Source organism: Thermovibrio ammonificans HB-1, from assembly GCF_000185805.1.
GTDB lineage: Bacteria > Aquificota > Aquificia > Desulfurobacteriales > Desulfurobacteriaceae > Thermovibrio > Thermovibrio ammonificans.
Map to the genome: position 1 here is coordinate 1,034,062 of NC_014926.1, position 18,312 is coordinate 1,052,373.

At 51.9% G+C, this 18,312-nt stretch carries 17 protein-coding genes and 1 tRNA gene; 11 read left to right on the forward strand and 7 right to left on the reverse strand.

From position 1 onward, the window contains the following. The first annotated feature begins 9 nt into the window (after window positions 1–9). Both THEAM_RS05305 and THEAM_RS05310 read left to right on the forward strand, forming a co-directional pair. Window positions 10–1,269 (forward strand): MBL fold metallo-hydrolase, encoded by a 1,260-nt coding sequence (locus THEAM_RS05305; RefSeq protein WP_013537810.1) that lies wholly within the window; start codon window positions 10–12, stop codon window positions 1,267–1,269. Continuing rightward, entirely contained in the window at window positions 1,266–2,699 is a 1,434-nt protein-coding gene (locus THEAM_RS05310) for a hypothetical protein (RefSeq protein ID WP_013537811.1), read from the forward strand. The genes THEAM_RS05305 and THEAM_RS05310 overlap by 4 nt, the downstream gene beginning before the upstream one ends. Here the strand turns inward: THEAM_RS05310 and THEAM_RS05315 are convergent. The 5 genes from THEAM_RS05315 to polX all read right to left on the reverse strand — a co-directional run bounded on the left by THEAM_RS05315 (window position 2,696) and on the right by polX (window position 8,129). Further along, on the reverse strand, window positions 2,696–3,061 hold the full coding sequence (locus THEAM_RS05315; RefSeq protein WP_013537812.1) for a hypothetical protein: 366 nt from the start codon (window positions 3,059–3,061) through the stop codon (window positions 2,696–2,698). The two genes, THEAM_RS05310 and THEAM_RS05315, sit on opposite strands and share 4 nt — an antisense overlap. Further along, window positions 3,036–3,959, reverse strand: a complete 924-nt coding sequence (gene lpxC / locus THEAM_RS05320) for a UDP-3-O-acyl-N-acetylglucosamine deacetylase (protein ID WP_013537813.1) — start codon at window positions 3,957–3,959, stop codon at window positions 3,036–3,038. Before lpxC ends, THEAM_RS05315 begins: the two co-directional genes overlap by 26 nt. A gap of 98 nt (window positions 3,960–4,057) precedes the next feature. Next, on the reverse strand, window positions 4,058–5,575 hold the full coding sequence (locus THEAM_RS05325) for a radical SAM protein (RefSeq protein ID WP_013537814.1): 1,518 nt from the start codon (window positions 5,573–5,575) through the stop codon (window positions 4,058–4,060). A 243-nt stretch (window positions 5,576–5,818) separates the two neighbouring features. Then, entirely contained in the window at window positions 5,819–6,325 is a 507-nt protein-coding gene (locus THEAM_RS05330; RefSeq protein WP_013537815.1) for an Hsp20/alpha crystallin family protein, read from the reverse strand. 76 nt (window positions 6,326–6,401) lie between these two features. Further along, window positions 6,402–8,129 carry a DNA polymerase/3'-5' exonuclease PolX gene (gene polX, locus THEAM_RS05335; RefSeq protein ID WP_013537816.1) on the reverse strand — a complete coding sequence of 576 codons (1,728 nt, stop codon included), beginning with the start codon at window positions 8,127–8,129 and terminating at the stop codon, window positions 6,402–6,404. A gap of 46 nt (window positions 8,130–8,175) precedes the next feature. On the opposite strand from polX, the gene THEAM_RS05340 reads away from it, so the two are divergent. The 8 genes from THEAM_RS05340 (at window position 8,176) to THEAM_RS05375 (ending at window position 15,647) form a co-directional block, all read left to right on the forward strand. Then, a complete protein-coding gene (locus THEAM_RS05340; RefSeq protein ID WP_013537817.1) occupies window positions 8,176–8,583 on the forward strand; it encodes a PaaI family thioesterase in 408 nt (135 codons plus the stop codon). Further along, entirely contained in the window at window positions 8,580–9,659 is a 1,080-nt protein-coding gene (locus tag THEAM_RS05345; protein ID WP_013537818.1) for a hypothetical protein, read from the forward strand. Before THEAM_RS05340 ends, THEAM_RS05345 begins: the two co-directional genes overlap by 4 nt. Beyond that, window positions 9,649–10,335, forward strand: coding sequence for a YggS family pyridoxal phosphate-dependent enzyme (locus THEAM_RS05350; RefSeq protein WP_013537819.1), 687 nt, complete (start codon window positions 9,649–9,651; stop codon window positions 10,333–10,335). The genes THEAM_RS05345 and THEAM_RS05350 overlap by 11 nt, the downstream gene beginning before the upstream one ends. Before the next feature lie 11 nt (window positions 10,336–10,346). Continuing rightward, window positions 10,347–11,354 carry a 3-dehydroquinate synthase II gene (locus THEAM_RS05355; RefSeq protein ID WP_013537820.1) on the forward strand — a complete coding sequence of 336 codons (1,008 nt, stop codon included), beginning with the start codon at window positions 10,347–10,349 and terminating at the stop codon, window positions 11,352–11,354. A 9-nt stretch (window positions 11,355–11,363) separates the two neighbouring features. After that, window positions 11,364–11,675, forward strand: a complete 312-nt coding sequence (locus THEAM_RS05360) for a hypothetical protein (protein WP_013537821.1) — start codon at window positions 11,364–11,366, stop codon at window positions 11,673–11,675. Further along, window positions 11,675–12,619 (forward strand): ADP-glyceromanno-heptose 6-epimerase, encoded by a 945-nt coding sequence (rfaD, locus tag THEAM_RS05365; RefSeq protein ID WP_013537822.1) that lies wholly within the window; start codon window positions 11,675–11,677, stop codon window positions 12,617–12,619. The genes THEAM_RS05360 and rfaD overlap by 1 nt, the downstream gene beginning before the upstream one ends. A gap of 124 nt (window positions 12,620–12,743) precedes the next feature. Then, complete coding sequence (locus tag THEAM_RS05370) at window positions 12,744–13,088, forward strand: MerR family transcriptional regulator (RefSeq protein ID WP_425478107.1); 345 nt, start codon at window positions 12,744–12,746, stop codon at window positions 13,086–13,088. Window positions 13,089–13,103: 15 nt separating this feature from the next. Beyond that, window positions 13,104–15,647, forward strand: coding sequence for an ATP-dependent Clp protease ATP-binding subunit (locus THEAM_RS05375; RefSeq protein WP_013537824.1), 2,544 nt, complete (start codon window positions 13,104–13,106; stop codon window positions 15,645–15,647). 846 nt (window positions 15,648–16,493) lie between these two features. On the opposite strand, the gene THEAM_RS05380 is transcribed toward THEAM_RS05375, so the two are convergent. After that, window positions 16,494–16,832, reverse strand: a complete 339-nt coding sequence (locus THEAM_RS05380; protein ID WP_013537825.1) for a hypothetical protein — start codon at window positions 16,830–16,832, stop codon at window positions 16,494–16,496. Beyond that, the gene (locus tag THEAM_RS09575; RefSeq protein ID WP_232203438.1) at window positions 16,774–17,961 is read right to left on the reverse strand and encodes a phage head morphogenesis protein; all 1,188 of its coding nucleotides are present in this window, start codon (window positions 17,959–17,961) and stop codon (window positions 16,774–16,776) included. Before THEAM_RS09575 ends, THEAM_RS05380 begins: the two co-directional genes overlap by 59 nt. Before the next feature lie 239 nt (window positions 17,962–18,200). Here THEAM_RS09575 and THEAM_RS05390 point away from each other — a divergent pair. Then, window positions 18,201–18,278, forward strand: a tRNA-Pro gene (locus THEAM_RS05390). The last annotated feature ends 34 nt before the right edge of the window (window positions 18,279–18,312 follow it).

Consider the following 18,312-nt stretch of genomic DNA (forward strand, 5'->3'; position numbering starts at 1 on the left):
CTCCCTGCCATGAAGAACTTCTTTATACCCATAGGCGGCGGAAACGAGATAGGGGCAAGCTGCTACTTTTACAGCGTAAACGGCGTTAACATAGTTGTAGATGCGGGCATCAGGTTCTCAAAGGAGAACCCCTACCCCGACTTCGACCTTTTGAAGGCCCTTGCCCCGAAGCTCGACGCAATAGTGGTAACCCACGCCCACGTAGACCACTGCGGAGCGGTTCACCTGCTCTCGGAGCTCTACCCGGACACCCCCATATACGCAACCTTTGAAACGGCCCAGCTCCTTTCGCTTATGGTCGAAGACGCAATAAAAGTAAGGTACATAGGCGGGGAATCCCAGGAAGAGTGGAGGGAGTACTCTCTCCTCGACAAGGCCCTCTCCAGGCTCGAGAGGCGGGAGTTTCACGACAAAATAACGGTTAAAGACGTAGAGATAGAGCTCTTCCCCGCAGGCCACATCCTCGGAGCGGCATCTGTGGTTATCCGCTACGGGGAAGGGGAGTCGGTTTACCACACCGGAGACATCTCCCTCTTCGAACAGAGAACGGTGGGAGCCGCAGAGCTCCCCGAGCCCAACCCTTCGCTCCTGGTCAGCGAGTCCACCTACCTCCACACCCCCAAGAGGAAGAGCCGCGAAGAGCAGGAAGAGGAGTTCTACACCGCAGTAAGGCGAACCGTAGAGGGCGGAGGGAAGGTTCTCATACCGGTGTTTGCCCTGGGTAGGGCCCAAGAGATACTGCTCCTGCTCACCGAGGGGATGAGAAGCGGCAGAATTCCGCCGGTGAGAGTTTTAGTGGACGGCCTGGCAAAAGAGGTCTCCACAATATACGGCTCCTTCCTCGGGAGGTCGTTCTTCAACTACTACGTGCAGCCCTCTCCGGGCTACGCGGGGGTCCCGTTTAAGGAGGCCTGCAAGCAGAACCTTAAAAGTGCAGACTGCATAGTTTCAACGTCGGGCATGCTTATGGAGGGCACCCCCTCTTACGTTTACGCCTCTTTACTGGCTCAGGACCCAAAGAGCGCCATACTCTTCAGCGGCTACATGGTGGAAGAGAGCTTCGGCTACCGACTGCTGAAAGATAGGGAGCTCCTCAGGGCCTTTCGCTGCCGGCTGGAGCGCCACCACTTCTCGGCCCACTCCGGGCAGGAGGAGCTCAAAAGGCTAACGGAGGAGCTCTCTCCTAAGAAGCTCGCCTTTGTCCACGGCTTCCCGCTCCACACCGGTCAGTCGGAATTCGCCTTCAACAGGGAGGTGGTGAAGTTTTGAGGGCCTACCTGGGATACCCGGATTCGTCGTTTAGAGGGGAAGAGTTCAGGCTGAAGAACCTCTTCCTGAACGAAGTGGGGGTAGACTACAGCTCGGTGCCGGTGGAGGTTAAAAAGAAGCTCTTAGCGCTGCTGGACGGCCTTGAAAAGCCCCGATACCTCTTCATAGGAGACGTTGTTTACGACGGTATAGACCTCTTGGAGTTCGCCCTCTTCTCACTGGAGCCTACAGACTTAACGGAGCTCGTCCTACCGGGCTACCTGTACGGGAAACCCACGTTCCTGATAAGGGAGCTTCTGAAAAACACATTCGGCAGAAAGGTCAAAATCTTCTACGACTTCAACCTCTTCCCTCCGGACTCCTTAGTTGTAAACGTAGGCTACACCAAAAGCTCGGTCTCTTTGGGCGGACAGCTCCTCCTGATGGTGCCGATAGGGGAGTTCCACCTTGTAGACCTCTTCGGCAACTACCTCTTCAACAGGTTCATATCGGAATCGGGGGCCTCAAACGCAAAACTGCGGAAAGAGGGTTTAAGGGGCGAAGTGCTGGACAGGTGCAGGGGAGAGGGGGCAAGGGTGCTTTTCGGCAGGAGCAACAGAGTTGAGATTCCCGAGTTCAACTACAGCCGCAAAGTTGCACCGGAAGAGGCGGAGCTGGCCCTAACTCCGCTAACAGGCGAGAGCCAGTTCGGAGACTGGATAGAGCGGCCCTTCGACTTCTCCTCGGCCCTCGTTTACTCCCTCTACAGGTTTCATGAGCAGTTCAAAGAGGAGTTTCGCCCTTCCCAGATAACGGTAATAGGCAGGCTCACGTGGCCCTTCGTTCAGGCGCTTCAGAGGATATTCCCGCTGCCCGTATCGACCCTGGCCGGGCCGGAGCTTACCGAGATGGAGGTAAAAAACGGCTCCTTCAGGGCAACAATCTCAAACGTTGTCCTTCCCAACAGGGTTCCGAGGAGCTACTTTGAAGCCCCCGAACCTACAGAGAGCTCGGTAGAAGCTCTGAGGCTGGCCTTCAGAAAAAGGGAGTGGCAGGGGCTCAAAATCATCGAGAACCTCTCCAAAACCGCTTCGGGAAAAGAGCTCGAGAGTTTCACTTACGAGCTGATTAACATAATGAAGAGGACCTCCTTCCAAACGAAGCTGGAGGTGGCCTACCTCAACTACTCCATAGCGGCCCTGTCGAAAATGAAACCACCGGAAAGGCTCTTCCCGAAGGTGGTAAAAGAGCTCGAAAGGGTAGCATTCAACTGGCTTCTACCCTTCGATACGAAGATGAACCTGCTCTTTTTCTGCTACTCCCACAAAAAGCGCCTGAAGGGGACGAAGTTAGAGTTCTTCCCTCCGCTGATGCTCACCTACATCAGGGATAAAAAGATATCCGAAGGGGAGCGGAACTTTGTAAGGACCGTGGCAGAGAGCTTCTTCTAATCCCTGTAGTTAACCTCTATAAGGGAAAAGGCCACAAGGGCAACCATAACAACAGTTGTTATGGTTGCGGCAAGGCAGGGAAACAGAAGGAAGAAGAGCTTCACCCCCAAGTAGAGCAGGGCCGTTAAGGCCCCGAAAAAACCGACAAGGGCCAGCCTCCTAAACCTTCCCCCCTCAAGGAGCAGGAAGAGGGCAGCAGAGAGGGAGTCCAGAACCAGACACCGAAGGGCAAGCATCCCCAGATACCTGTTGGGCAGAATGTTAAAGTAGAAAAAAGGCGTTAGAGCAACCATAAGAGAGAAGAGAAGAACCAGGGCAACTACAAAGTGGTTCTCCTTAATAATCCGGGAGAGCCTGTTCATTACCGAGGACCGGAATCTGTCTCAGCTGGCCGCCCTTCTCTTCAAACTCAACAAGCTCGTAGAGGCCTTCGGCGTGAATCCTCTTAACGAGAGCGGCGTTCAGAGCGTGACCGGTTTTGTAGGCGGTAATTTTCGCAAGGAGCGGGTAACCGAGAACGTAAAGGTCTCCTATAAGGTCGAGGGTCTTGTGGGCTACGAACTCGTTCTCCATCCTGAGGCCGCCCTCGTTGAGAATGCCGTAATCGTCTATAACCACGGCGTTCTCAAGGCTTCCCCCCTTTGCAAGGCCGGCGGCCCTCAGGGCCTCTACCTCCTGGTAGAAGCAGAAAGTCCGGGCCTTGGCAATCTCCTTGAAGCTCTCAAGGGAGTGGGTGTAAACCATACGTTGGAAGCGAACCTTCTTGTAGGTGTGGTTAAAGGAAATGGTGTTGTCTATTACCAGGGTATCGGCCGGCTCGGCCTCTATTCTCTTGTCTTCGTGGGAAACGGAAACGGGCCTTTTAAGCCTGGCGTAACGGCGCTTACGGTTCTGCTCCTTAACTCCGCTCTCCTCAAAGAGGAGGATGTAGGGGGCAGAGCTGCCGTCGAGGATGGGAAGCTCCTCAGAGTCGAGGTAGACAAAGAGGTTATCTATACCGAAGGCGGAAAGTGCAGCCATAAGGTGCTCAACGGTTTGAACGCTAACGCCGTTGCTGGAGAGGTTGGTGGCGTAAAAAAGGCGGCTCAAGGCCTCGGGAGCTGCCTTCACCGACGGAGAGCCGGGAAGGTCGACCCTAACAAAAACAATGCCGGTATCGGGAGGTGCAGGAACAAGCCTAACGTTCACCTTTTTCCCAGTGTGAAGCCCGATACCGCTGAAAGCGACTTCCCTCTCCAGAGTCCTCTGGTATACCTGCATCTAACTCTCCAGCACGGTTTTGCAACTCCCATTATATTCGCAAAAAACTTTCAATAGGAGCAGAGCAGGCACAACCCCGTTGCAAAATTGCCACCGGACTACCTGCCGACGGCTTCGGCCGGGGCAACCATCTGAAGCTCGTCGCTGCACAGGCCGCAGGCCCTACAGCCGGGAAAGCAGGCCGGAGAAGAGCGCCTCTCGTAGGTGAGCCGGTACTCCCTCCAGAGGTAGTCCCTCCTGATTCCGCTCTCAACCAGCTCCCAGGGGAAGAGTTCATCCCTTTCCCTCTCCCTGGTGTAGAGCTCCTCAAAGGGTAGTCCCGCCTCCTTTAGGGCCCTCCTGAAGTTTACTCCCTCAACAACGCTCCTAACGGCGGCCTCACCAACCCTTGCATCTGCCCGGGAAACGATTGCCTGTAAAACGGCATCCTTCACCTTCTCGTGGGTGAGTCTCACGCCGGGAACTTTGCGGGAAAGCTTCGCAAGGAGCTTCAACTTCCTCTCCACAACCGACTTCGGGTTTAAACCGTACCACTGAAACGGCGTAAACGGCTTTGCTATAACCGGATTTACCGAAAGGTGTATCTCCCCCTTCACTCCCCGCTCCCTCCAGTAGGGAAGGGCAAGCTCCCTGAACTCCTTTGCCATCTCAACTATGGCCTTAACGTCCTCCTCCGTTTCCGTAGGGAGGCCTACAAGGAAGTAGAGCTTCACGTTCTCGGCCCCCATCTCAAGGAGCCTGCTGGCCTGCTCAAAGAAGCGCTCGTTGGGAACCTTCTTATTTATGGCGAAACGGAGCTCCTCGCTGGCGGCCTCCGGCGCAAGGGTAACGGTCTTCTGCCCCGACTCCCTGATAATCTCGTAAAGATAGGGGGAGCTCGAAGAGGCCTTAATCGAAGAGAAAGAGGCCTTCACTCCGTACTTCTTAAGGAGCTTATAGAGCTCCTCCATCTTGCTGTAGTCGCTTACGCCGGCCCCTATAAGGCCAACCCGGTCGCCGTACTTTGCGGCCGTAGCTATCTCCCTTTCAAGAACCTCAACGCTCTTCTCCCGGTAGGGAAGGCCCATATAAGTTGCAACGCAGAAGCGGCACTTCTCTATACAGCCCCTGTTGAGCTCTATCAGGAACATATCCTTAAAGGCCGCATCACCCGAGAGGAAGCAGGAGTGGCACTCGGTAGAGGCGAACTCGGCAGACCTGTAAATAGAGCGCTTGGGGCCCTGAATCTCAACAACAACCTGCCCGTCGTACTTAAACGAGTACTCCCCGCTCACAACAACGTTGTCGAAGGCTCCCAAAGAGTCTAATGTGGGGGAGTCTCTGAAAGCCTCCATAACCTTTTGAAGCCGCCCTTCGGCCTCCCCCAGGTAAATAGCGTCGAAAACCGGAAGGAAAGGAGCGGGGTTGTAATAGAGCCCTATCCCCCCTCCAAGGAGCAAGGGAGCGTTAGAGCGGCGCTCCCTTAAGGGCTCTATTCCCCACTTCTTAAGAAGCCTTGCAACCTCAAACAGGTGGTTCTCGTAAGTAACGCTGAAGGCCAGAAGGTCGAAGTCGGAAGGGTTGAGGCCGAGGAAAAGGGAGACATCGGAGTCCGAAAAGAGGAGGTCGCAGGCCACCCCTTCAACCGAATTGATAATAGAGTAAACCCTGTGAACGGCAAGGCTCGAAAGCCCAACCCTCTCCTGACCCGGGTAAACAAGGGCTACCTTTAAATCCCCCTTCTGGTAGGTCAGGTGGTCACACTCATTTATGATAACCAGCTACTACCTCCTACTTAATGAAAACTGTTCCTAAAAAATATATGGCCCGCCTTCGGCGGGCCACACTGCCGAGAAAACTCCTCTTAAGGTTCAATCAGGTTACTTCTCTTCCTTACCCTTACCCTTCTTGCCCTTATCCTCCTCGGGCTCTTTAACGATAATCTTCACCTCTTTACGGGCGGCATCGGCCTTGGGAAGCCTAATCTCAAGGATTCCTTTATCGTAGTAAGCCTCTATGCCGTCTTCTTTAACCTCAACCGGCAGGGGAATTACCCTCTGGAACTCGCCGTAGAAGGTCTCGCTGAAGAAAACGTTGTCCTTCTCCTCTTTCTCCTCCTGCTTCTTAACGCCCCTTATAATCAGGTAGTTGCCCCTTACTTTAACGTCTATGCTGTCCTTATCGAGACCGGGCATCTCGGCCCTTACAACAATTTCATCGGGGGTCTCGTACATCTCGATGCGGGGCTCAAATCCCATCTCAAAGCCGGGGAACTCCCTGCCGAAACCCCGCATCATCTCGGCCATCATCATCTCCATCTGCCTGAAGATATCCTCAAAGGGGTCAAACCCGAATCCCCTTCTCCTTCCGAAAAATCCTCCGAACATCTCTCCCTCCTTCAATTAAGTTTTAAGGAATCTACAATTCTATTTTAAGAATAGGGTCGCACGCCCCCTCTGTCAACTATAAAACCCCGAACTTTTTACGCTTTGCGGCAACGAAGGCCTTCAGCTCGGACAAGGGGCGAGTGTTTAAAACGGAGCGGCCCTCAACCCAACCCCTTCGGGCAGTTCCCACGCCAAGCTTCATCATCCACATGTGGTCCGTGTGGTGGGAGTCGGTGTTGATAACCAGTGTTACTCCCGCCTTAACCGCCATTCGGCAGTGGGCGTCCCGAAGGTCGAGCCTGTTGTAGTAGGAGTTAACCTCGAGGGCAGTTCCCGTTTCCGCCGCCGCCTTTATAACCTTTTCGATATCCAGCGGGTAGCCTTCCCTCTGGCCTATTATCCGGCCGGTAGGGTGGGCTATGGCGTTAACGTAGGGGTTGTTTATTGCCTTCAGAATGCGCTCGGTGTTATCCTGGTTAAACCGGGAGTGAACGGCGGCAATTACAAAGTCGAGCTGTACAAGTATCTCGTCGGGGTAGTCTAAGGAGCCGTCGGGGAGGATGTCCACCTCGGCACCTTTGAGAACTGTAATTTTGCCTCCGAGGCGCTCGTTCAGCTTGTCTATTTCGTAGTTGCGCTTCAGAAGCTCCTCTTCGGTAAGGCCGCCGGCAACTCTGAGGCTCTTTGAATGGTCGGATATGGCTATGTAGCTGTAGCCCATCTCAAGGGCCCTCTTAACGTAGTCCTCTATGGTAGAGGCTCCGTCGCTCCAGGTAGAGTGGAGGTGAAGGTCTCCCCTGATTTCGTTGTAGCCGACGAGTTTGGGCAAGCGGTGCTCCTGAGCCGCCTCTATCTCGCCGGTATCCTCTCTTATCTCGGGAGGGGGGGTATCCATTCCGAGGGCGCTGTATATCTCCTCCTCGGTTCGACCCGCAATCCTCTTGTCCCCCTTGAATAGGCCGTACTCGTTGAGCTTGTAGCCCATTTTCAGACATATGGTTCTCAGGTGAATGTTGTGGGCCTTAGAGCCGGTAAAGTACTGGAGGGCAGCTCCGTAGGAGTCGGGCTCTATCACCCTTAAATCTACCTGCTCCCCTTCTTCGACTATTACGGTGGCCTTTTTCGGCCCCTTCCAGAGGACCTCTTTTACGTTGGGCAGGTTTACAAAGGCCTCAACTATCTCCAGGTTGTTCTTTCCGCTTGCGAGGATATCTATGTCCCCAACGGTCTCCTTCATCCTGCGGGTGGAGCCGCAGACCGATATCCTCTCAACGGCAGAGTGCTCCTTCAGGTGGTTAACTATCCTGTCGGCTATAAAGACGGCAACGCCCAGGAGTATCCGACCGCCGCTCTTTTCAAGGAGCTCTATCCCCTTTTTTATTTTCTCCACCCGTTTCGGGCCGAAGCCGGGGAGCTTCAGGAGCTCTCCCCTTTCTATGGCCCTTTTGAGGTCCTCTATGCTCCTTATGCCGAGCTCTTCGTAAAGGAGCTTCACCGTTTTCGGACCAACCCCGGGAATGTCCAGCAGGGTGAAGATGGTATCGGGAACCTGCTGCTTGAGCTTCTCGAACTCTTCAATCTTGCCGGTTCTCAGGAACTCAAGGATTTTCGCTTGGAGCCTCTGGCCTATGCCGGGAAGCTGGGAGAGCTTCCCCTCCCTTGCAAGGACCTCTATATCCTCTGAGAGGTCGTTTATGAGCCGGGCCGCGTTCCGGTAAGCCCTAACGTGGTAGGGGTTGTCTCCCATGAACTCCAGTATATCCGCCCACTTTTCGAATATCTGAGCGAGCTCCTTGTTCTTCATCTTCTCCCTCCTTTCTACAGATTATAGTGTTTATAATTGTGCTGCTATGGATGGCAGGGAGCTTCGAAGGGACAACTACTGTTTCGTCTGCGGGCCCGAAAACCCGAAGGGAATGCACCTGAAGTTTGAGAAGCGGCCCGACGGCGTTTACGCAAGGTTCTCACTCCCCAAGTACTACCAAGGTTACGACGGCGTTATCCACGGCGGAATCATCACCCTGCTGCTGGACGAGGCCATGGCCTACCTGCAGACCTACCACGAGCGGTTCCTCACCGGAAGGCTCACGGTAAGGTTCCACAAGCCGCTTCTGGTGGGAGAAGAGGTAGAGGTTAGAGCCTGGATAGAGAAGGAGCGGGGAAGGACAAAGGTAACGAAGGCGGTTATGGAGAAAACCTCCGGCGAGAAGGTCGCCGAAGCGGAAGCCCTCATGTTCGTAGTAAGGGAGAAGGAATGAGAAAGGCTATTTTGGCACTGGCCCTAACCGCAGCAACGAGCTACGCTGCAAGTGCCGGGAGCGCAACCGTTTTAACCAACCAGCTCTCGCTACGGAGCTACCCCAACGGGGAGCTAACCGAAACGGTGGAGTCGGGCCAGAGCCTTGAGCTGAGCTCACTCTTCAACTTCTGGGGCCTGAGCGAGAAGGGGTGGTTCGGCGTTGACTACACAGAGTTCTCCTTCCCGAAGCTGCTGAAAACGGGCTCAATAGAATTGAAGCTCTGCACGCTAAACGAGAGCCTGGGAACGGTAAAGGAGGGAACCACCGGCGTTGTGGCCGGAGAAACCGAAGATTACTACGAAGTGGCCTTCGGGGGGAAGCTCTACAGGGTTCCCAAAAACAGCTGCACCCCATTTTCCGACACCTTTTCGATAGAGGTTGTTAACTTTAAGGCCACTTTAAAAGGGCCCGAAGGCAACAGAGATGTACCCTCCGGAACGGCGCTCCTTCAAGACTCAAGCGGCAGATTCTTCTTCAAGGGTCGGTTTTACAACTCGATAGAGTTTCCCCAGCTGAAAGGGGAGGTAGATAGGGAGATTCTCCTGAAGGAAATCAACCGAATCATAGATATATTCAACAGCGCCAAGTTCTCTTCGCCCCTTGCCGACAGGCTCGGCTACTACGTAAAAACCCTGCCCGTAAGGAACGAAGACCTCAGAATTGTGAAAACTCCAAACGGAGTGGGCGTTTTCGTAAAGCTCAAGTACCGCTTCTTCACCAAAGAAGGAAAACCCATAGACGACAGAAAAACCCGCCTCTTTCTGAAGAGGTCCAACTTTATATTCTGGAAGAACCTGACCCAGGAGCTCTTCGGTCTTGGCGTGAACAAGTTTGTTGAGTTAGACATCTACAGGTTCAACGGCTCGGGAGGCTACGAAAACTGCGGGTTTGTTGCATCGAGCTACCACTTCTACAGGCTCTACGGCTTTAAAAACTGGAGGGACTTCATAGACCACTCGGAGTCCAACCTGAGCGAAGACCTGTGGTTCTTCGCAGACCAGGTTTACGAGAGGGTAGAGGGCAATGGGGATTAGGGAAAACGTTGAGAAAGTCTTAAAACAGATAGAGGAGGCCGCCTTACGGGCCGGCCGAAGGCCGGAGGAAGTGAAGCTCCTTGCCGCCTCTAAAACGAGAACCCCTCAGGAGATAAAAGAGGCCTACGAAGCCGGCGTTAAGCTGTTCGGCGAAAACAGGGTACAGGAAGCCCGGGAGAAGATTCCCCAACTGGCAGACCTGAAAGCGCAGTGGCACATGATAGGCCACCTCCAGACCAACAAGGTAAAGTACGCTGTGAAGCTCTTTGACTGCATAGAGAGCGTAGACAGGGAAGGGCTCGTTGAGGAGCTTCAAAAACGCCTCTCCCGCGAGGGGAAGGTGATGCCCGTTCTCATAGAGGTGAAGCTCTCGCCCGAGGAGAGCAAACACGGCTGCCTTCCACAAGAGCTTCCCCGCTTAACAGAAAAAGTTTTAAACTCTCCCAACCTTAAACTAAAAGGGCTCATGACCGTTCCCCCCTACTTTGAAGACCCCGAAAAGGTCAGGCCCTACTTTGCCGAGCTCCGCAGGCTGAGAGACGAGCTTCAAGAAAAGTTCAAGGTTGAACTCCCCGAGCTCTCAATGGGAATGAGCCACGACTTCCCCGTTGCAGTGGAAGAGGGGGCAACAATCGTCAGGGTGGGAACCGCCATTTTCGGACCGAGAAACTACTAAAGGAGGAGACAATGGAGAAGAAAGAGCTGATAGTGTTCATCAGAAACCCCGAGAACAAAAAAGTGGTAACCGCGGCGCTTGAGTCGGGCGTTTCTGCACTGCTCCTTGAAAAACCCGAGAGTAAAAAGGTAAAAAGGCTTGCAAAGGTAAAAACAATAGCCCCCGACGGCGACTACAAACTGGGAGAGGAGTTCGTAATAGTAGAGATAAAAGGTAAAGAGGACGAAGAGAGGGCGGCGAAGCTCCTCAAACAGGGCAAAAAAGTGATAGTCAAAACAACCGACTGGACGATAATCCCCCTCGAAAACCTCCTTGCCCAAGGGGACGAAGTTTACGCATGGGTAAGAAACGCTGAAGAGGCAAAAACGGCAATAACAATCCTCGAAAAGGGCGTTAAAGGCGTTGTTCTCGATACCGAAGAGGTAAACCAGATAAAAGAGGCCGGAGAGGCCATAGCCCTCGCAGGAGAAAAAGTAGAGCTCGAAACCGCCAAGATAAAGAGGGTAAAGCCCATAGGCATGTGCGACAGAGTCTGCATAGACACCTGCTCAAACATGACAAGGGGAGAAGGGGCACTCGTAGGGAACTCCTCTGCCGGGATGTTCCTCGTTCACGCCGAAACAGAGTCGAACCCCTACGTTGCCGCAAGGCCTTTCAGGGTTAACGCAGGAGCGGTCCACATGTACGTTAAAGTTCCCGGCGGGAAAACTAAGTACCTTGCCGAAATAGAGAGCGGTGACGAGGTGATGATATACAACCACAAGGGAGAAGGCCGAATAGCCTACGTTGGAAGGGCAAAAGTGGAAAAGAGGCCGATGCTCCTGATAGAGGCCGAAACGAAAGACGGCAAAAAAGTTTCGGCAATCCTTCAAAACGCAGAAACCATCAGGCTGACAAGGCCCGACGGAACACCCATATCGGTGGTAGAGCTGAAAGAGGGCGATGAAGTCCTCGTTTACACAGAAGAGCCGGGAAGGCACTTCGGAATGAAGGTGAAAGAGAGCATCGTTGAAAAGTAGGAGGGCAAAGTGGTAGGAGACGAGTTTTTCAGGGAGCTGATGGCCGATGCTCTCGGAAAATCCCCCGAGGAGCTCCAAGAGTACCTCGGGGAGAGCCAGAAAATCTGCGACATCTTCGTCCAAAGGGTCTACTTAGACGAAAACCTCAGGGACTTCGACTGGGGAGTATCCGTTATCCGCTTTAACGGCAACGAGCTTGAGGAAGCGGCCACCTACGCAACCTTTAGGAGCTGGAAGCTCGCCAAAGAGTACGGAAACGCCCTGAAAGAGTTCTTCAAGAGCAAGGGCTACGAAGCACACCTTAAGGGGGAGCTGGGATAATGAGAGCGGTCATAACAGGAGGAGCCGGATTCATAGGCTCAAACCTCATCTTAGAACTCCAAAAACGGTTTCCGGACTGGGAGCTATTCGTCGTAGACGACTTCTCAAGCGGCAACTTCAAAAACCTGCGCACCTTCAACGGCGAAGTGATAACCGGCTCAATCACCGAAGAGAAAACCATCCAGAAAATAGAGAAGCTGAAGCCCGACGTCATCTTCCACCAGGGAGCCATAGTAGACACAACCCTAACCGACCAGCGAAGAATGATGGAGGTCAACTGCGAGGCCTTCAAAGAGCTGCTCGAGGTCGCAAGAAAGAGCCGCTCGGCCGTAGTATACGCCTCCTCCGGTGCCGTTTACGGCAACACCGAACCTCCGATGGTTGTGGGGAAAGGCGAGCTTCCCGAAAACGTCTACGGTTACTCAAAACTGGCCATGGACCGCTACGCCCGAAAGTTCATGAAGGAGAACCCAACAGTTCCGGTAGTAGGCCTGCGATACTTCAACGTTTACGGCCCCAGAGAAGAGCACAAGGGCAAAATGGCCAGCATGGTCCTCCAGCTCACAGTTCAGATACTAAAGGGGAAAAGGCCCAGGCTCTTCAAGTGGGGCGAGCAGAAGAGAGACTTCGTTTACGTAAAAGACTGCGTAGAGGCAAACATCAAGGCCTTTGAAAGCGGGAAAAGCGGCATAGTAAACGTGGGGACCGGCAACGCAAGAAGCTTCAACGAAGTGGTTGAAACCATAAAAAAAGCCCTCAGGACCGACGTTGAAGTTGAGTACTTCGACAACCCCTACAAGTTCTACCAGAACTTCACCCAGGCCGACCTCACCCACACGAAAGAGCTCCTAAACTGGACCCCCCAAACCCAGATAGAGGAGGGCATTCCCGAGTACGTTAACTGGATTAAGGAAAACGTTGACTGGGAGGAGCTCCCCTACTAACGGAGAATCACCGCCCACTTAAAAAAACATTTTAAGATAGTTGACACTCCTCTTAAACAAACCTAAATTGATACACAAGCCAAAGGAGGAGTGGGCGGTGATTGACAAGGACACACCCGTATACATGATAAGCATAGTGGCCAAAATAGCGGGGGTTCACCCCCAAACCCTCAGGTTCTACGAAAACGAAGGCCTCATTCGTCCCTCAAGAACCGAGGGGAAAACCAGGCTCTACTCCGAAAACGACCTAATCCGCATAAAGCGGATAGTAGCCCTCACAAGGGAGAGGGGCGTAAACGTTGCCGGAACGAGCCTCATTCTGAAGCTCGAAGACGACATAGAGCGCCTCTTCGAGGAGATGGCAAGACGCCTCAACGAAGAGGCACTAAAAGCGATAGTTGAAATGCTTCAAGAGCTCCACTTTGATGAACTAAATCGTGATAAACTAATCAAAATACTACAAAAGTAAGTGAGGAGGAGAGAGATGAACATCTGGGACGTTTTAAGTGGAAGAGCAAAGGACGCAATACTCCTTTCCCAAGAAATCGCCAAACAGCTGGGTGAAAGGTACGTAGATACAGAGCACCTTTTACTTGCAATGGTAGAACTGCCCGGTTCTCCCATACTCGACATATTCACGCTTGCAGGCTTCGACCCCATAAGGGCCAAAAAGTTCATAAGGGAGCAGGTAGATAGGGTAGGACGTTTAGGACTTCCCTCTACCCACTACGCAGGGTACGAAGAGATATACATCACCCCTACACTTAAAAAAGTCCTCGACGCCGCCTTCGACATTGCCCGTCAGATGAAGGCCCGCAGCGTAGACCTCGAACACCTTTTCCTCGGCTTCTACGAAGTTCCCGAGAGCATGGCCTACAGGATTCTCCTTAAACTCGGCCTGGAGAAGGAAGACGCCCTTAAGGCCGTTAAAAAGTACAGGGAAGGCAGGGCAAAAGTATCCCGCGACATCAGCGCAAAGGCAAAAGCTGCAGGCAAGCAGCTTCCGGAAGTTCTTCGCAAGTACGGTATAGACCTTACGGGCCTTGCTGAAGAGGGCAAGCTCGATCCCGTTATCGACCGTGAAACCGAGATAAAGAGGGTAATCCAAATCCTCTCCCGTAGGACCAAGAACAACCCGGTTCTCGTTGGTCCTGCAGGTGTAGGTAAAACCGCTATTGTAGAGGGTGTTGCCCAGAAAATCGCAAACGGCGAAGTGCCCGAAAACCTCAAAGACAAGCGCATAGTAGCCCTCGATATGGCGGCACTCGTTGCCGGAACCAAGTACAGGGGCGAGTTCGAAGAGCGCCTTAAGCAGGTTCTCGACGCAGTTAAGGAAGAGGGCAACATAATCCTCTTCATAGACGAGCTCCACACCGTAGTGGGTGCCGGTGCAGCCGAAGGCTCTATGGACGCAGCAAACATCATGAAACCGGCACTTGCAAGGGGTGAAATAAGGGTAATCGGTGCAACAACCACCGACGAGTTCCGCAAGTACATAGAGAAAGACCCTGCACTCGAAAGGCGCTTTGCCCCCGTTTGGGTAGACGAGCCCGATATAGAAACGGCCATTCTCATGCTCAAAGGCCTCAGGCCCAAGCTCGAAGAGCACCACAAAGTTAAGATTACAGACGAGGCCATAGAGGCCGCTGTAAAACTCTCCAAGAAGTACATACAGGGCAGATACCTACCCGACAAGGCAATAGACGTCCTCGACGAAGCGTGTGCAAGGAAGAAACTGGAGGCTACATACAGCTCTCCGGAGCTTGCAGAGCTGAAGGAGAAGCTCCACAACCTCAGGGCCGAGCTCGACGAAGCCGTTAAGGCTGAAGAATTCGACAAGGCTGCGAAGCTCAAAAAGGAGATTAAAGAGATTGAGGCCCGCATAAAAGAGCTCGAGGAGAAAGTCGAGAAGGCCAAAGAGAAAGGAGAGGAGCTTCCCGTAGTTACAGCAGAAGACGTTGCAGAAGTAATCTCCGAAATGACCGGTATTCCCGCTTCCAAACTTCAAGAGGAAGAGATTAAGAAGCTCCTCAGAATGGAAGAGGAGCTCCACAAACGGGTAATCGGCCAAGAAAGGGCCATAAAAGCCATCTCTGAAGCCATAAGGCGTGCAAGGGCAGGCCTTCAGCCGCCCAACAGGCCGCTGGGTAGCTTCCTCTTCCTCGGACCTACAGGTGTAGGTAAAACCGAGCTTGCAAAAGCTCTGGCCGAGTACCTCTTCGGCGACGAGAGCGCGATAATCAGGCTCGACATGTCCGAGTACATGGAGAAACACGCAGTATCCAAGCTCATCGGTGCACCTCCGGGCTACGTAGGCTACGAAGAGGGCGGTCAGCTTACCGAGGCTGTAAGGCGTAAGCCCTACTCCGTAATACTCCTCGACGAAATAGAGAAAGCTCACCCGGACGTATTCAACATCCTGCTCCAGATACTCGACGACGGCCGCCTGACAGACGCAAAAGGACGCACGGTAGACTTCAGCAACACCGTGATAATCATGACCAGCAACGTAGGCTCCGAGTACCTTATGAACCTCTCCAAAGAGGAGTTCGAGAAGAACTATGACAAGATAAAAGAGCAGATAATGGAGGAACTAAAGCGCCGCTTCAGGCCCGAGTTCCTCAACAGGATAGACGAGATAATCATCTTCCATCCGCTTGCCGAAGAGGAGATTAAGAAAATCGTTGACCTCCTCATTGCCAAGCTCAACAAACGCCTCGAAGAGAGAGGCATTAAGGTTAAACTCACAGAAGCCGCAAAGAGCGAGCTCGCCAAGAGGGGCTACGTTCCCGAGTTCGGAGCAAGACCCCTCAGGAGAACCATCCAGAGGGAAGTTGAAACGCCGCTTTCGGTTAAGATTCTCGAAGGCAGCGTGAAAGAAGGCGACACAGTAGTGGTAGACTACGACAAAGAAAAGGGTGAGTTCACCTTCAAAGTAGAGAAGGAAGAACTTCCACCCAAAGAGGCGAAGCTCAAAACGCCTGAAGAAGAGGAGAAGAAAGAAGAAAAGGGCGATAGCGATAAATAACTCTTCACTGCGCATACCCTAAAGGGGGGCTTTTAGCCCCTCTTTTTATTTTCTTTTTAGAAAATCTACTGCATTCCATCATAAAATCTTCAAAACCGGGCTTGTAGCTTGGGCCGCAATCCACTTAGAGTTTATATTAGATTATCATCATAAACTTAATGGAGGTCCGCTGCACTTAACCCCTTTCTCAGAGGTTTGTTATAATGGAGAAAGTGTTGTAGTTCTTTAACTTGAGAATATGGCCAAAGGTTGGTTTTATCTGAACAAGTGGGATTTAAACCTCTTCTTTAAGAACTCCCTTACGGTCTCAAGGTCGCCGTTTTATCTGAACAAGTGGGATTTAAACGTCGTCATATAGGGAACGCAAGTTCATCTCCTCCCCCGGTTTTATCTGAACAAGTGGGATTTAAACTTGCGCTAAAACGTCGTTCCGTAGGCCCTGTTAAAGCTTTATCTGAACAAGTGGGCTCTAATCACTCACAGTTTCCCAACATACCCCAGCTCTTCAAGTGAGATTAATTTCTTTCCCTATTTATCTACCTCAAAGCTGACCCCCATATCAGCGTTAAAATAACCCTGAGTAACTGGGATTTTACCTCTGAAACTCCTAACTACCTACCTTAATTCCTCTTTTATTAGAACCTGGCCATTCCAGTTGCCGGCCCTTGCAAGCTCTATCCTCAATTGCGCCTCCAGCTCTCTTTTAGTTGAGGATAGAGCAGACAAAAGAAAAAAGTGGCAGGAATTGACAGGTTTTCGTTTCGGATAGCAGAAATTTTGAAACGAAAGAAGGGTTTTATTTCAAAGGATGAAGAAAAATGGGAAAGCCGGCCTCGGCCGGCCAGATTAGGCGGTTTTGACAGGTTGTTTAGAAGAAGAGTTTTTTGCTAACTTTATAATATCTTCAAGAAAGGCTTTGGCTATTTTGTTGTAAGGAACTTCAGGGTCTACATTTTTAACTTTCTCCCAAGTTTCAAGAAATCTCCTGTCAGCTTCTTCTAAAACAGCAAGCTCTTCCGCGGTAAGCATACCCTTATATTTCTCAAGACGTTCTCTAAAAAGTGCTGCCTCATTTATCGGATAGTCTATTCCCCAATCGTTAAGTATTCTTTCAGGTGTTAACCTTCTACTTCTTACCTCGTAAAGCCTTAAGGACTCCCTCAGCTTCTCTCTTAAGTTCCTCATTAGTCTTTCCTCTATGAATTTCAAGGGTTTGCTTATCCCTCTTCGCCTTCTGAATGTGCCTGTCAAAAAGCTCTTTCAACTTTTCGTTTACCTTCATACTTGAAATTATACGTCCCTTCTCTGTCAAGACAACCATCCACTGACGCTTCCTATCGTAAAGTATTCTATCCCAAGACTCACTGTATACTTCGTAATATACTCCACTATAGAGCGCAAGGGTTTCAAGAGTTTTTTCCAAGTAATCTTTCCAGCCCGAAATAACTCCTTCATCAAGGCGGTCTCTAAGGTGATTTTGATAGGTCCTCTCGCTCACCCACAACTTCTTAAATGACTCTTCTGGCTTTTCAACGTCAAACTCTTTAAGAACTTTAAGGAATTCTTTTTCTGCCTTTTGCTGTTTCTCTACAATTTCCTCGGCATCCCGTAAGTATCTTTCCACTTCCTTATACTCCTCACACCAGTCATCTGAAAGGTTTTTCTGACAGAGTTTTTTGGCTTTCTCTAAGATTTCATCTTTAAGCCCGTATTTTACGACCCTCCTTGCCATAGAGTCTATTAGTTTCCACCAGCTACTAAGAGGGGAGCTCCTGAAACCTTCCGGGAGCTCCGGCAAATCCCGGGGAGCTCTCTTTCTAACTTTCCCGGCCTCGTTTGAGCCTTTAAAGATGGCCCTCACAGTTGAGCGGCAGTTAAAGTGGTTAGGAGGGGTGTAGGTTGCCCAGAAGGGGTCGTCGGGAGGAAGTTTCGTTCCGTCAAGCCTTTTGCATATTGGCGTGGTCCTTCCGTCGTCTATTGCAACGTATTCAAGGTACTTGATTTTGTCTTTGGAGCGGGCAAACTGCATAAACCTGCCTGCATTGTAGGCAGTTGAAATGTTAGTGCGGAACACGGTTTCAAGATACCAGGGGTTGGACTGGTGAAAGCCCACGGCCTTCAATATTCCGTCCTCTCCAAGCTCCTCTATCCATTCCTTGAGGGTTTTCCCTTCTTCTATGGCTTTAAGGAGTTTCTCTTTCACCCTTTCTATTGCGCCAAGCCCCGTGAGCTTTGCAACGGTAAAAGCGCGGAAGCGGGCCTTTGCGTCAAGCTCGTAAAACTCCTCCGGCTTCAGGGAGAGCTTTTCCTTCATAAACTCCACGGCTTCCTCAAAGGTGGCATCAAAGTCGTGGTCAAAAAAGAGCTTCTGCTCCTCTTTTTCCTTTACGTGGGTCATCCCAAAGAGAAGGGAGAGAATGAGGATTTTGTAAGTCGTAGTCTCAAGCTCCTTAAAAAGCTCCCTCGGGACATTTTTCCTGCGGGTATTAATGGGGAAAGAGGCTAAGGGCTTGAAATTTTCCATAAGAACGGCTAACTTTATTGGCGCAGGAACGGGGCGTGGCGCAGCCTGGTCAGCGCGCTTGGTTCGGGACCAAGAGGTCGGGGGTTCAAATCCCCCCGCCCCGACCACCCACCTCAGCTCACATCCCCTCCGAGTTAAAAT